This window comes from Bradyrhizobium sp. ISRA464 (genome assembly GCF_029910095.1).
Taxonomy (GTDB): domain Bacteria; phylum Pseudomonadota; class Alphaproteobacteria; order Rhizobiales; family Xanthobacteraceae; genus Bradyrhizobium.
The window spans coordinates 5073450-5087829 of record NZ_CP094526.1 but is presented as its reverse complement, the minus strand read 5'-3'; the positions used below and the strand labels follow the sequence as shown (position 1 = coordinate 5087829).

Below are 14380 nucleotides of genomic sequence, written 5' to 3'. Positions count from 1 at the left end.
GACGATCATGGCACGTATGAAATTCCTCTGCGACGCCGACCGTTGCATCGAGTGCAATGCCTGCGTCACCGCCTGCAAGAACGAGCACGAGGTGCCATGGGGCATCAATCGGCGCCGCGTCGTCACCATCAACGACGGCAAACCGGGCGAGCGTTCGATCTCGATGGCCTGCATGCACTGCACCGACGCGCCTTGCGCGGCGGTCTGCCCGGTGAACTGTATCTACACCACCGCTGACGGCGTCGTGCTTCATTCAAAGGATCTGTGCATCGGCTGCGGCTATTGCTTCTACGCCTGTCCGTTCGGAGCGCCGCAATACCCGAAGGTCGGCAATTTCGGCTCGCGCGGCAAGATGGACAAATGCACCTTCTGCGCCGGCGGCCCCGAAGCGGATGGCAGCAAGGAGGAGTACGAGAAATATGGTGCGAACCGTCTTGCCGAGGGCAAGCTGCCGCTTTGCGCCGAGATGTGCTCAACGAAGTCGCTGCTTGCGGGCGACGGCGAGATTATCGCCCAGATTTACAAGGAGCGCGTGATGAAGCGCGGCTACGGCTCCGGTGCCTGGGGCTGGAAGACCGCCTATCGCGAGACGATCGAGTCCTGACGGCGCAACGGTTTGCTGTCGCGTCAAAATCGGGAGGAACGTATGGCGTGTGTTGCACGATTTATTCGGCTCGCCATTGGCGCGGCTGCGCTGGTGCTGTTCGTCTCTGCAGCTTCACCGTCCGTTGCCCAGCAGGTCAACCCGACCGCCAGTTCGGTCAAGGAGCAACAGCTCTTGCAAGAACTGAACCGGATCCAGGGGCGGGTCAGCATTCCGGATGAAAAATCCGGAGTGCTTGAACAGCCGGCAGGCCGTGAATGGCGGGAGTTCCGGAACGTGGCGCTGCCATGGATTGGCGGCATCGCAATTCTCGGCATGCTGGCTGTGCTGATCATCTTCTATCTCACCCGCGGGATGGTGCGATTGGAGAGCGGTCGTTCCGGCCGAACCATCGTGCGCTTTACTTCATTCGAGCGTTTCGTGCATTGGATGACCGCGACTTGCTTCATCGTGCTGGCGATTTCCGGATTGAACATCACCTTTGGCCGTCCATTGCTGCTGCCGTTGATCGGCCACGAGGCGTTTTCCGAGTGGTCGCAGTGGGCGAAATACGCGCACAATTACCTGAGCTTCCCCTTCACGATCGGCGTCGTGTTGATCTTCCTGATGTGGATCTCTGGGAACATCCCGAACAAGGCGGACATTGATTGGCTCAAGCGCGGGGGCGGTATCGTTGGTCACGATCAGCCACCGGCCTATCGTTTCAATGCCGGACAGAAAGCCATCTATTGGGTCGTGATAATCGGCGGAGGTCTGGTGGCAGCCACCGGATACAACCTGATGTTCCCCTTCTATCTGTCAGGTATCGAAGGGATGCAGCTCGCGCAGGTCGTCCACTCCATCGTCGCGATGCTCTTCATCGCGGTGATGCTGGCGCATATCTATATCGGTACGATCGGCATGGAAGGCGCGTTCGAAGCGATGGGCAGCGGCACTGTCGATGTCAACTGGGCCAGGGAGCACCACAGCCTCTGGCTTGAGCAGGAGAATGCGCGTACCGGCGCAGGCGGCGCGCGACCTCAGCCCTCCGTCACTGCAGCGGAGTAGGTGGGACACGCAGCCCGAGCCGTTCAACGCGCACTCGCTAAAGTCGCACGCCCGTTGTCGCAAAGGCCTGTTCGACCGGCTCCTGCACTCGGCTAAGAGCCGCGGCCGCGACCGCTGCCACGACGATGGCGGCCGCGCAGGCGAGCAAGAAGGCTTTCATTGAAGTTCTCCCAAAGGGATCGGGATGCCGTGGGGAGTGTACACAAAACGGCTCGCCGCGAACAGCGTTTGACCGTTCGCTCGCTTCGCCGCAACAAGCTCAGGATCGACGCGAGTACAGGATAATCTGACTCCCGGGGAGGCCAGGGTCTTATGCGGCTGGCGTGATTGATACAACTTTATTCCAAAGGATCAAAAGGGGACCAAACTGCGTTCATCTAAGCAGAACCTGTGTGGGGGCGCCCTCACAAGGGAGACGGAAGATGAGAGCAGCAATCGCGTTGGTGATGCCGTTGACAATTGCGCTCTTCACCACTCCGGCGGCGGCGCAACAGCCAAGCAGCAATGCCACGCTCACCGTCAAGATCGGCGTCCTCAGCGACATGTCCGGGCTCTACGCCGATATCGGCGGACCAGGATCGGTTGTTGCCGCGCAAATGGCGGTCGAGGATTTCAATCCTGGAAGTCATCACATGAAGGTCGAGATCGTTTCCGCCGATCATCAGAACAAGCCCGACATCGGATCAGCAATTGCTCGCAGGTGGTTCGACACTGAGCAGGTGAATGCGATTGCGGACGTACCCAACTCGGCGGTCGCGCTGGCAGTCAGTAATGTGACGCGGGAGAAGAACGGTGTCTTTCTCGTCTCGGGAGCAGCCGATTCCGATTTGACTGACAAGCAATGCTCGCCCAACACCGTGCATTGGACCTATGATACCTGGACGCTTGCACACGGGACCGGTGGCGCTATTGTGCGGCAGGGCGGCAAGACCTGGTTTTTCGTTACGGCCGATTATGCCTTCGGCCATGCCCTGGAGCGTGATACGGCGGCGGTCGTGGAAGCGGCCGGTGGCAAGGTACTCGGCGCTGTGCGCCATCCCCTGAACACGGCCGATTTCTCTTCCTATTTGCTGCAGGCGCAAGGCTCGAAGGCGCAAGTCATCGGGCTTGCCAATGCCGGCGGCGACACCATCAACTCGGTCAAGCAGGCGGCCGAGTTCGGGATCGTCCAGCGCGGACAGCGGCTCGCCGGACTTCTCGTCTTCCTGACCGACGTTCACGCCCTCGGCTTGCCGACTGCGCAGGGCCTGACGTTGACGACGGCATTCTATTGGGACCTCAACGATAAAATTCGTGCATTCGCCAAACGCTTCGCTGCTCGGAATGGCGGCAAATATCCGACCATGGTTCAGGCCGGGGTGTATTCCTCGGTGCTTCACTATCTCGAGGCCGTAGCCAAGACCGGTTCTGCGACCGACGGCGCGAAGGTCATCGAAGCCATGAAGGCGACCCGCTACGACGACCCGCTCTTTGGAAACACCGTGGTTCGGGAGGACGGGCGGGCCGTTCATGCCATGTACCTCGTCGAGGTCAAGAAGCCAGCGGAGTCGAAGAGCCCTTATGATTACTTCAAGGTCCTCGCTACGATCCCGGCCGACCAGGCATTCCGCCCACTTGCCCAGGAGAAAGGCACATGCGGTCTGGTGAAGGCCGCGTCACAATCCGGTGCAAGGTAGGCGCAAGAGCCAGCTGACGCACCGTATGAGTGCTCTATTAAGACCGCTTGCGTTCCTGACGTGAGCCCGACCGAGATTGGCACTTAGAATTGACATTTCTTGCTTACCGCGCGCGCGATTGACAGGAATGTCTCGTACAAACCGCCAAGGCGGAGAGACCGGCCGCCAGCCGCCCTGGATTAAAATCTCGACTGGGCAGCCCGGTGCACGGCCGCTCAAGGAGGCTTGGCGCTGGAACCAACTCGGAAGGCGCGCGTTGTGCAGTCGCGCTAGCGTTGGCCTCACAGCCGATTCCTGCGGAAAGAAATGTGAGCGATTCGTTCAGTCGCCGGCGCAGAGAGTGCTTGCGACTGCCGGGCAGGCAGCTCTGTTTAGGCAGCAGGTGGAGTGAGCCACGTACGCCGTCAGGCCGTATGGCGCGGCGCCCGTTGGGATCAATTGAGGAATCCCTTCGATGTTCTCGCAAATACTCAACCCCACGGGAAACCTCTTCGTGACCTGGATCGTGGCACTGATCCCGGTCATTCTCTTGTTGGTGTTGCTCGCCGTCTTTCGTGTGTCAGCATGGCTCGCCGTGTTGATCGGATCGATCGTAACGTTCTTTCTTGGCTTGTGGGTCTGGAAGATGCCACTTGGGAGCGGCGTGCTGGCCTATATCTATGGTTCGGCGACGGGCATCTGGAACGTCGACTGGATTACTTTCTGGGGCGTGATGCTGTTCAACACGCTCGTGGTGACCGGCACATTCGATAAATTCCGCCGATGGCTGATTTCCCAAGGCACCGAGGACGTTCGCGTCCAGACCATGCTCTTTGCATGGGCGCTGGGCGCGCTGCTCGAGGGGCTCGTCGGCTTCGGCTACCCTTGGGCGTTTGTCGCGCCTATACTGATCACACTCGGAATACCCGACCTCGACGCCGTGCGCGTGGCCGCGATCGCGAATAATGCGCCGGTTTCCTACGGAGCGCTTGGCGCCCCAATCATCGCGCTTGCAGCTGTCACCGGCTACCCATTGACGGCGCTTTCGGCCTCAGTTGGCCATATCGTGGCTATTCTGGCCTTGTTGCCACCATGGCTTCTCATCTATCTCGTCGCCGGCAAGGATGGCTTCCGGGACGGTTGGCCGCTCGCGATCGTCGGCTCTTTGGGCTATATCGCGGGTCAATTTCCCGTCGCGGTCTATCTCGGACCCTACTTGCCCGATGTGACCGGAGCGATCGTCTGCTTCGTAGCGTTGCTCGTCTTGCTCAAGTTTTGGCGTCCCCGGCGTGTCCTTGGCTATGGCGGCACGGTCTTGGCGATCAGCGAGCTTCCGAAAAGCCAACGCGACTCCGAGCTTAGCGCGAGTGAAATCTTTCAAGCCTGGTTACCCATCATCGTGCTCGTGGTCGTCGTCGTGGCATGGACCGGTCCGTGGTCAAGGTTACCGACAATCAACTGGCTCCACGCCGCCGTGACCGCGCAGTCTTCGGTAACCCAGGGTGCCACTGTCTCTGCTGCATTCGATTTCAAACCCGCCGTCGGCGGGACCGCGATCCTGGTCTCCTGGATCGTTGTTGCGCTGCTCTTGCGCATCAACGGCCGGCAGCTAGCAGAGATCTGGAGAACGAGCTGGCAGCAAATGTGGGGCGCTTGCCTGGTCGGCGTGTTCATTTTCGGACTTGCGTATGTCTACAACTATTCCGGCATGGCGGGCTCGCTTGCGAAGGCTTTCTCCGAGATCGGAGTCGCGTTCATTATAGTGGCGCCAATTCTAGGCTGGATCGGTGTGGCGCTGTCCGGCAGCAATACCTCGACCAACGCAATGTTCGGCAAGTTCCAGGCACTGGTCGGTCAACTGCTGGGTTTCCCGCCGCTGATCCTGCCAACTCTCAATTCAGTCGGGGCTGAGATCGGCAAACCAGTTGCACCGCAAACCGCTAGCGTCGGTGTCTCGACGACAAGGTTTGTCCGCGACGAAGGCGCAGTGATCCGACATAACATGGGCTGGACTTTCGTGCTGCTTGTCTATCTCGTGCTCATTGGAGTCGCTTGTTATTTGTTCTTCCCAGGTATCGCGACTATTTGAGTGAAGGTTACCGATCTCGGCTAATCCGGCGGGCCGGGACGCGCCTGTTCCCTGAAGGCAACTGAGTGGGCTGGCCATGAGCTTAGGCCTTCTTTGGGAGGGTCTCGATCAGCTTTCCAAGCAGCCCGGCAAGCGTCTCCTGCTCCTTCCTGGAAAGGCCGGACAATAGACGGCGCTCGTTCTCGACATGCAGTGCGATCACCTTGTCGATCATCGCAAACCCTTTCTTGGTCAGGGCCACGATCGTCCCGCGCCGGTCCGCGGGATCGCTCTGCCGTTCGACGAGGCCGGCCTTTTCGAGCCGGTCGATACGCCCGGTCATCGCTCCTGACGTCACCATGGTGGCGTCGTAGAGCGCCGTGGGCGTCAGCCCGTAGGGCGCGCCCGCGCGCCGCAGCGTCGCCAGCACGTCGAATTCGGCTGGCTGGAATCCGTTCGTGAGCAGGAAGGGGCGAAGGTGGTTGTGCGCGACCGAATGCGCCGCTTCCGCCAAGCGTCCAAACACCATCATGGGAAGACCATTCAGGTCGGGGCGTTCCCTTTTCCACTCCTCAATCGCTCGTGCCGCGCGGTCCATTGGGTCTCACATCCAGTTGATCGATTGCCTTATTGAAAAGAATCTTAGCATTAAGATATATCCTCCGGAAGGAGCGCACCTGCCTCCTGTCCACCTTCGGAGACATCACATGTTTTGTCATCTCGGCCGACACATCCGTACGGCGGCAGCCGGTATAGCGACCCTGCTCAGCCTCGCAGGCTCGGCCCACGCCCAGTCGCCCCGGCCGGTCTACGATCAACTCACCCCAGACAACAGCGTGCTCCTGCTGATCGATTTCCAGCCGCAATATACCTTCTCCACCCGATCGTTGCCGATTGATACCATCGTCAACAATGCTGAGGCGCTTGCCAAGGCCGCGCGCGTCTTCAAGGTGCCGACGGTCGTAACGACGATCACGGCGAAGGCGTTCGCCGGTCCTCTGCTTGCGGATCTTCAGGCGGTCAACCCCGATGTGTCGCCGATCGATCGCACCGTCATCAATGCGTGGTCGGATCCGCGCGTCCGCGACGCGGTGAAGGCAACCGGCCGGAAGAAGATCATCATGGCCGGCCTGTGGACCGACAATTGCATCATGCTGCCGGCGCTGGCGGCGCTCAAAGAAGGTTACGAAGTCTATGTGGTTGCCGACGCGAGCGGCGATTACGACCAGATGTCCCAGCAGCAGGCGATGGCGCGCCTGGTGCAGGCCGGCGCCGTTCCGACGACCTGGCTTCCGGTCATGCTCGAGTGGCAGGCCGACTGGTCGAATAGCGCCACATCAGGGGCGGTCAACCAGATCATGCGGGAGCATGCCAAGGCGATTGCCGCGGGCTCGCAATATCTGCGGGCGATGAAATAACGCTCGTGTCGCGAGAACGGTTGAGCCGGCCGGCGCTGCGTTGCCCGGCTCAACCGGCTGCGGCAGGCTTGCGGGCCTCGGCCTGTTCGGAAGTCGCGCGTTGCGCGTACCAACGCACCATCGACACCTTCACCGCCAGGACGTGCTGCCGCATCTGCTGCTCCGCCTCGCGCGGCTCCCGGCAGATGATGGCTTCGTAGACGCGCCGGTGTGCAGCATGGCGCTCGCGCATGTCGGCAAGATTGAACGCGACGATGTTGTGCGCGGAGGTCTGCGGCACGCGCTGACAGATTCGCAGCACGTCTTTCACCAGCACCGACTGCGCGGCCTCGTGAATCGTCTCGTGAAACGCCTCGTTGGCCTCGGCATAACGACCGCGGCGGTCGCGGTCGTCGGTATCGGGCGCGAGCGCCTTGTCGCCTGCTGCCAGCGCCGCCTCCAGGCGCAGGCGCGCCGCTTCCGATATGCCGCGCTCGGCGGCGAGCCGTGCGGCCAATCCCTCCGCCAGCGCGCGCATCTCATAGGCGTCGATCATCGCGCTCAGCGACTGCTCCGGCACGGTGAAGCCGCGGTTCGGCGTGTGATGCAGCAGGCCCTCGCCGGCGAGCGTCTGCAGCGCGGCCCGCAGCGGCGTGCGCGAGACCGACATAGTGCGTGCGAGATGCACCTCGTTGAGGCGGGTCCCCGGAGCAAAAGCGCCATCGAGCAGCGATTGCCGCAGCCGCTCGGCGAGTAGCCGCGATTGCGTCAATGTGGGGCCCGGTTCGAGTGAAATGTTGACCATGATCGGTGTCTCTCAACTGTGTACATATTGAAATTCGAGCGCGTTGTCAGTGCTCCCCAATTGGGGTCATTTTTGCTGCAGTGCGCAAAAGATTATCAAAAGTGTACACACTTATCTGTTGACAATGCGTAATTGTACTCACTTTATATGACGCTACTGATCGCCCCACAGCGGATGATCGCCATTCCCTTTGAAAGGAGAGGTCGGATGGAGGTTGCGAATCGTACGGTCGAGCCCGCGCTGGCTTCGGTGCCCGTTGTGGGAGCCGACGTAGGGTTTGGCGTGCGTCGGGTCTACTGCGTCGGCCGCAACTATCTCGACCACATCCGCGAGATGAAGGAGGGAGACGAGCGGGATCCGCCATTCTTCTTCCAGAAGCCGGCCGACTCGATCGTGCAGGAGGGGGGCGTGGTGCCATACCCGCCATTGACCGACGATTTGCAGCACGAGATCGAGCTGGTCGCGGCGGTAGGCCGCGGCGGCTCCGATATCCGGGTCGATGGAGCCCTTGAGCATGTCTTCGGCTACGCGATCGGCATTGACATGACGCGTCGCGATCGCCAGCGCGAAGCGCGCGAGCGCGGACTGCCGTGGGAGATCGGAAAATCCTTTGACGCCTCTGCGCCGTGCGGGCCGATCCACCCGGCGAGCCGCATCGGCCACATCACCTCGGGCCCGATCTCACTTTCGGTCAATGGAGCGACGCGGCAGCGCGGCGACGTCGCCCAGATGATCTGGAACGTCGCGGAAATCGTGGCGAACCTGTCGCAGCACTATGCGCTTGCGCCAGGCGACCTCATCTTCACCGGCACACCGGCCGGCGTCGGCCCGGTCCTGCCTGGCGACCGCATGGTTGCTGCCATCGCCGGTCTCGGCGAGATTTCCTTCACGATCGGCGAACGGAGCGCGCGATGATCATGCTGCCCACCGACCGTCTGTCCTACTCGCCGATCGTCGATCGCCCGCCGCTCAAGCTGCCCGGTGAGGCGCGGCTCGCGGTCTGGGTGATCGTCAATGTGGAAGAGTGGGACCCGCGTGAGACCATGCCGCGCACCGTGCTAACGCCACCAGCCGGCGGTTCGCCGAGCCCCGATATCCCGAACTGGGCCTGGCATGAATACGGCAACCGCGTCGGCTTCTGGCGCATGCTCGAGGTCTTGGACGCCCTGCGCATCAAGGCCGTGCTTGCCATCAACGGATCGGCGATCACCGCCTACGAGCCCGTCGCGCGCGCCGCACGCGACCGCGGCTGGGAGTTCATCGGCCACGGCTTCACTCAGAAGAACATGCAGAAGGTCGCGAACGAACGCGAAGACATTGTCAGGACCACGAAGGTCATCGCGGATTTTGTCGGCCGCAGGCCGCGCGGCTGGCTCGGCCCGGGTCTCACCGAAACCTGGGAGACGCCTGATGTTCTCGTCGAGGAAGGCTACGATTATGTCTGCGATTGGGTGCTCGATGATCAGCCGGCAACGCTTAAGACACGCAGCGGACCTATCGTCAACATTCCCTATACCCAGGAGTGCAACGACGTCGCCATGATGCTGATCCAGCATCACAAGGCCCAGGAATATCGCGACCGCGCGATCGACCAGTTCGAGCAGCTCTACGCCGACGCCCGCGACTCCGCGCGCGTCATGGCCCTGGTGGTCCATCCCTACATTATGGGCGCACCGCATCGCTTACGCTATTTCCGCGAGGCGCTCGAACATATCGCCGGCAAGCCCGGGGTATTGTTCCGTACCGGCGAGGAAATTCTCGACTGGCATCGCGCAGCCTCGAAAGCCTGAGTGGACGGCAATTCGCTATCGGCACTCGTCGCGGCGGAGGACGTCGCCAATGATGACAATCAATCGCGGGGGAGGCACTCATGAGCAGCGAAACCTCAATCTTGGCGGAGGTCGGCGCGCGCCCGTCGTCAAGTCGCCTGGTCCTGCCGATGTTCGCGGTTCTGCTCGCGACCTATGTCATCAATGCGATGGACCGGCAGATTTTCCCGCTGCTCGCGGCCGACATCCGCAAGGAATACGACTTCTCCCTTGCAGATATCGGCCTGCTCTCCACCATTTTCACCCTCGGCATGGCGTTGGCGGGATGGCCGACAGGGTACCTGCTCGCGCGCTTCAGCCGCAAGACAGTGCTACAGATTGGGATCGCGATCTTTTCCGCGGGCACGCTGCTGACCGCTTTCGCGGCCAGCATGGCCGACATGCTGATCTACCGCGCCGCGACCGGCATCGGCGAAGCCATGCAGCTGACCGCGCTGATTGCGATCGCGACCACGGCGTTTGTCGGCGCCCGTGCGATCGCGGTGGGCTCCGTCAACGCGTGCTTCGGCATCGGCGCGATGGTGGGACCGCTGCTGGCAAATCTGGCGCTTGCCGCCTACGGCAACTGGCGCGGACCGATCATCCTGTTCGGCGCGATTGGCTTCGTCGCCATGGTGATCATCGCCCTGCTGGTTCGCCCCACGCTCACCGAGGTGCGAGGCCGCGCCGACAGCGCACAGCTGCAGGGCGGCGCCGCCACGCTCATGAACCGCAACACCGTGATCCTGACAGTCCTGAGTGTGATCGGCGGCCTGATCATCTACGGGTATCTCGGCATGTATCCGGTGTTCCTGCGCGAGGAGCTGCATTTTGCTCCGGCCGACGCGGGTCTCGTCATGAGCATCTACGGTGGCGGCGTGCTGTGTTCGCTGATCGGCGGATGGCTCGGCGACCGCTTTTCGCCGCGCACAGTGCTGGGCCTTGCTTTTCTCGGCGCCGCCGTGCTCGGTTATCTCCTGTTTTCCGCCGCGCGGAGCTTTGCGACGCAGGCGCTGCTGTCATTCTTCTGGGGCTTCATCGTTAGCGGCACGATCTACGTCAATCTCGCGGCCCTCCACGTCAAAGCCGTCGTCGCGACGCTCGCAGGCCGAACCTCCGGAGTCTTCGTGACCAGCCTCTACGGGGCGGCGGCGCTCGCCGGCTATCTGATCGGCTTTCTTGCCAACCTGACGGGCTGGAGCCACGCCGGTCTCATTCAGATCACGATGCTGTCGGGACTTGGCATGCTGTTGTCGTTGGCGCTCCGACCCGACCTGATGTCCATGCGTAATTCTGCATCATAGTTAGGTCTTGCTAATCGCCGCGAAGGTGGGGCACGGCATGCATTATCCAGCAGTTGCGGAGAGCTCAGGCACCGGCCTCGCCATTTAACGCGCGCCCGTCTTCCGACGTGAGACATCATTTTTGCTTGACTGTCATGCAGGCCATTGGAATGGCGGAGCGCTGACGCGCATGTGGAAAGCGTCACGCCTTCACTGCCGTTAGCCGCAGTTTCGGTGGCAGTCGATGGCGGCACTCATCTTCGGCGTCCTTCGTACTGCTAACCGTCTGAAGTTTCGGAAATCCAGATCCACTTCAGCGCGCACCCTTTGGCTTCGAACCGAACAGATCGTGCGTCCCGCTGATGCTCACCGTTCCCGAGCACTCGAACCCTCCGAAAATTCCGCAGGATGCGGTGACCGTGACGCGCAAATCCTTGCGCTGGTACATGTCGACCGAAATGCCCAGGCGCGAAAAGTCGTTCGCACTGTTCGGCAAGATCAGGTCGATGTGTTCGGCCGCCCAACGGGGCACATGCGGGTTGCTCTTCCAGAACAGTTCATTGCCGGCGTGGTGCGCGAAGTTCGGACCGACCGTGAGTGCACCGTCCGCGCCCTCGAACACGAATCCCGTTTCGTCGATGTGAACGTTCACCCGATCGGGCGCTACTGCGAAATGCAGCGAGGTGATGTCCTGCGGCTGCGGGTCCTTGCCGAACTGCGAACTGTAGGCATCGCTCCACTGCCCGCGGTCGCGTCCAAGCCCGAAGCCGTGCCGGTCCGGGAGGTCCCGCGTTGAGAGTGGCCTGTCCGACAGCTTTGGACGCCAGATCTCGCGAAACCCCTTGCCGATCGTGGCGGCCATCGACAAATCGAGGGCCCAATGCGACTTCTCCAGGCTTTGCCCTTCGGCGAAGGCGTCGAATCCGTCTGTCGTCTTGGCAATGCGCAGCTTCCTGATCAGGTCTTCCCAGTCCTTCGGCAGGAACGTGACGCCGTCGAGCGTGTTCGTCGCGGCAGCGACGCCGTACTTCTCGAGTTGGTGCCGGATGTAGGGCTTTTCGTCAGAGAGGCGCACATCCGGGTTGGGCCCCGCGAAGTAGTGCGTCAGATCGATCTGCGGCCGAAACATGGTTAGCCGCGCCGCAATCTTCCGGTAGGTGTCGGTCGTGGTCGGGTTGATGGTCGTCACGGGGCCGCCTCCGTGTCAAGGCTGATCTCCGATTGGTCTGGCGCGAACGGGGCCGGGTTCAATGCCAGCCGGTGAATGATCCGGCCGGCCGCCCTTGGGTCATTTCCGCTGAAGGTCGAACTCCTGTCATGCCAGCGCAGCGGTCGTTTGAACCTCCCAACAAGAACCGCCGACCACCATCCGTGGGGCGGTGTCAACAGCGAGGACGATCCGATGTCACTGCGGAGCAGGGTGCTCGACGTGCTCAATGGCCCGGCGGTCGCGCGTATTCGCTTCCGGTTTCCGATCCGCGGGAGCCACGTGACGATTGCGCCACAAACGTTCCATCACGTCGCGCGCGCGATCCGGTTGGGACAGGTCAGCGTCAGAGTTCCGACGGATCTCGCGGCAGGCGTTGCAGCGCAATATAACGATGTCGCGCGAACCCGAGCGGACGGTACGGCGGTCGCGGCGAATACGCTGGAGGTCGTGTCCGCGACGGGGCGGTTGGACGAGGCCTACATCGTCCATGAGAGTCTGCATGCGGCCTACGATCTGTTGCGCACCGGCCTTGACGCTAATGCGGAAGAGGCGTCCGCCTACGTCTGCACTGCGCTCTATTGCCGGATGACAGGCCTGCCGCGACCTCGTTGGGCCAACGGGCCGATCTATGCCAATGCCGCAGAGGTGGCCCGAACGCTGCTCCTGCAATATCAAAAGGGGGATCCCGGAATTCCTTGGGTCGGCGAGCATGAATGGCGGCTGCTGCGCGCCGGTGTTGGCTTTGATCCGGTCTATACCAGCGGACCCGCCGGCATTCTCACCGGATGGCTCCTCGGCCAGCAATACACCCACGATGGCTGAGTGGCGCGGGCCGCTCCCGCCCCCCATGAAGCGGCAGGAGCTTCCGGCTCCTTGCCGCCGCTTACTGACCGAGGTCGACGCCGTTGAGCGCGTCAGGCGACCAGCAAGCCCAGCTTGCTGACCATCGCGAGCGAGCGTTCAACGCTCTCTCGCGTCGACAGCAATAACGGCTCGGCAGGCTGCCCGGCAGTATCGGTCTGGTTTATCCGGATGGTTGGGCCGAATCTTTCGGTCATCTCGGTAATGATCTGGTCGATGGTCCGGGCACCGTCGAGCAACTGCAGGAAATCCCGGGTCCGATCGTCCTCCAACTGCACCGTTTGGTGGAGCAGGTTGGTGACCAGCGGACCGGTTTGCGCCTGTCTTCGCGCGAGCAGGCTCGCCTGCGGACGGTCGGTAGCTTCCTTCAGGAGAAAGGGGGGTGATATCAGGAAGGTGACTTCGCCGCTGCAAGCCAGGATGAACATCGCCTCCCTCAGCACCTGGTGGTCATCATATGCCCGGCGCCCGTCCAGCAGCGCACGGGCGCCATCGAGCAGTTCGCCAAAGGACAATGCGCGCGGCCACGCCCGGCCAAGACACAGGTGCGCTGCCTTCAAGAGCGGCTTAGTCACCGTGACCCTGCTGCCGTCCTGGTGCTCAAACTCCATCGCGGAACCGTCGGTCACGCAGGCGTCGGGATCAACCGGGCTGGTGGTGCTCAGCAGGTAGAACCGGGTAACGAAATCGAGGTCGATCTGGCGGCGAAGCGAAATGCTGTCGTGGCAGAGCAAGGTGCGCCGGAAGCCGTTACCGTCGATAAAATCCTGATACTGGTCGCGCGCCATGAATTCACTTTCCGGGAAGCGCTGCAGCGTCGTGCGGACCTCCTCGGAATAGCCGGCGAGATAGCGTCGTGAGAAATCAGCGTCGCTCAGATATTGCAGACCATGGCGGCCCGCGTCCTCGACGACCTCATGCAGCAAGAAGGCCTCGGCGCTCTCGTCGAGATCGTCGTGAAACAGCAGCTCGTCCGGGGCCTTGAGAACGCGGTGGTACTGGTCGCGCATGACCGCACCGTGCACCGAGTTGGCTTTCGAACCGTCGCTGAGGAACTTCAGGATCGCGCGGGCCTGTCCTACCTTCTCCTTCATGGTGGTGAGGCGGCGGGTGTGATACCGCATCATGTCGCGGACCATGTCGCGAAGATGCGAGAATGGGTGCGCGTTGTAGCTGACGTAGCAGACCCCGTGCGGCGCAAGGTTCTGCTTGAAGATCGTCATCATTTTCTCGCGCACCGCCGGCGGTACCCATGAATACACGCCGTGCGCGATGATGTAGTCGAACTGTCCGAAACTGGCGTCGACATTCATGATGTCGCAATGCAGGAGTTTGATGTTGCTCAGGCCCAGCGTGGCGATATTTCGCCGGCCGCGCTCGATCGTCACGCTGCTCAGGTCGACACCAATGAATTCGCTGTCCGGATATTGAAAAGCCATCGGCAACAGGTTGCCGCCAACGCCGCAGCCGAGCTCCAGCACCCGGCAGTGCTCGACCGGAGCCGGCTGCATGCCGTAAACTGCAGCACTGGTTGCGAGATGGTTCGGGTGAGTGAGCCCGTAGACGTGGCCGGGATAGTAGACCTCGTCATATGGTGTGGAGCCGGTGGTCGGGGAGCGATGCTCGGTTTGAATGTTCATCG

Annotated in this window: 14 protein-coding genes; 9 read left to right on the top strand and 5 right to left on the bottom strand. The window is 61.9% G+C overall.

The genetic code is table 11. The features are described from left to right. The first annotated feature begins 7 nt into the window (after positions 1-7). Entirely contained in the window at positions 8-604 is a 597-nt protein-coding gene (fdh3B, locus tag MTX19_RS23985; RefSeq protein WP_280972248.1) for a formate dehydrogenase FDH3 subunit beta, read from the top strand. Between the two features lie 42 nt (positions 605-646). Further along, positions 647-1651 (top strand): formate dehydrogenase subunit gamma, encoded by a 1005-nt coding sequence (locus MTX19_RS23980; protein WP_280979589.1) that lies wholly within the window; start codon positions 647-649, stop codon positions 1649-1651. 37 nt (positions 1652-1688) lie between these two features. Here the strand turns inward: MTX19_RS23980 and MTX19_RS23975 are convergent, their stop codons facing one another. Continuing rightward, positions 1689-1811, bottom strand: coding sequence for a hypothetical protein (locus MTX19_RS23975; RefSeq protein WP_280972246.1), 123 nt, complete (start codon positions 1809-1811; stop codon positions 1689-1691). A 262-nt stretch (positions 1812-2073) separates the two neighbouring features. Between MTX19_RS23975 and MTX19_RS23970 the strand changes: the two genes are divergently transcribed. Next, entirely contained in the window at positions 2074-3327 is a 1254-nt protein-coding gene (locus MTX19_RS23970) for an ABC transporter substrate-binding protein (RefSeq protein ID WP_280985499.1), read from the top strand. A gap of 454 nt (positions 3328-3781) precedes the next feature. After that, entirely contained in the window at positions 3782-5395 is a 1614-nt protein-coding gene (locus tag MTX19_RS23965; protein ID WP_280979588.1) for an L-lactate permease, read from the top strand. An 82-nt stretch (positions 5396-5477) separates the two neighbouring features. Here the strand turns inward: MTX19_RS23965 and MTX19_RS23960 are convergent, their stop codons facing one another. Next, complete coding sequence (locus MTX19_RS23960) at positions 5478-5972, bottom strand: MarR family transcriptional regulator (protein ID WP_280979587.1); 495 nt, start codon at positions 5970-5972, stop codon at positions 5478-5480. A gap of 109 nt (positions 5973-6081) precedes the next feature. Here MTX19_RS23960 and MTX19_RS23955 point away from each other — a divergent pair, with 109 nt between their 5' ends. After that, positions 6082-6792, top strand: a complete 711-nt coding sequence (locus tag MTX19_RS23955; RefSeq protein WP_280979586.1) for a hydrolase — start codon at positions 6082-6084, stop codon at positions 6790-6792. A 49-nt stretch (positions 6793-6841) separates the two neighbouring features. On the opposite strand, the gene MTX19_RS23950 is transcribed toward MTX19_RS23955, so the two are convergent. Next, positions 6842-7576: a GntR family transcriptional regulator gene (locus MTX19_RS23950; protein ID WP_280985498.1), complete on the bottom strand. Its 735-nt coding sequence runs from the start codon at positions 7574-7576 to the stop codon at positions 6842-6844. A 207-nt stretch (positions 7577-7783) separates the two neighbouring features. Between MTX19_RS23950 and MTX19_RS23945 the strand changes: the two genes are divergently transcribed. From MTX19_RS23945 to MTX19_RS23935, 3 genes are all read left to right on the top strand, one after another. After that, complete coding sequence (locus MTX19_RS23945) at positions 7784-8491, top strand: fumarylacetoacetate hydrolase family protein (protein ID WP_280979584.1); 708 nt, start codon at positions 7784-7786, stop codon at positions 8489-8491. Further along, positions 8488-9366 (top strand): polysaccharide deacetylase family protein, encoded by an 879-nt coding sequence (locus MTX19_RS23940; RefSeq protein WP_280979583.1) that lies wholly within the window; start codon positions 8488-8490, stop codon positions 9364-9366. The genes MTX19_RS23945 and MTX19_RS23940 overlap by 4 nt, the downstream gene beginning before the upstream one ends. Before the next feature lie 80 nt (positions 9367-9446). After that, on the top strand, positions 9447-10688 hold the full coding sequence (locus tag MTX19_RS23935) for an MFS transporter (RefSeq protein WP_280979582.1): 1242 nt from the start codon (positions 9447-9449) through the stop codon (positions 10686-10688). Between the two features lie 292 nt (positions 10689-10980). Here MTX19_RS23935 and MTX19_RS23930 read toward each other — a convergent pair whose 3' ends face one another. Then, positions 10981-11856, bottom strand: coding sequence for a hypothetical protein (locus MTX19_RS23930; protein ID WP_280979581.1), 876 nt, complete (start codon positions 11854-11856; stop codon positions 10981-10983). A 231-nt stretch (positions 11857-12087) separates the two neighbouring features. On the opposite strand from MTX19_RS23930, the gene MTX19_RS23925 reads away from it, so the two are divergent. After that, positions 12088-12699, top strand: a complete 612-nt coding sequence (locus MTX19_RS23925; RefSeq protein ID WP_280979580.1) for a hypothetical protein — start codon at positions 12088-12090, stop codon at positions 12697-12699. A 92-nt stretch (positions 12700-12791) separates the two neighbouring features. On the opposite strand, the gene MTX19_RS23920 is transcribed toward MTX19_RS23925, so the two are convergent. After that, positions 12792-14378 carry a class I SAM-dependent methyltransferase gene (locus tag MTX19_RS23920; protein WP_280985497.1) on the bottom strand — a complete coding sequence of 529 codons (1587 nt, stop codon included), beginning with the start codon at positions 14376-14378 and terminating at the stop codon, positions 12792-12794. Positions 14379-14380 lie beyond the last annotated feature (2 nt).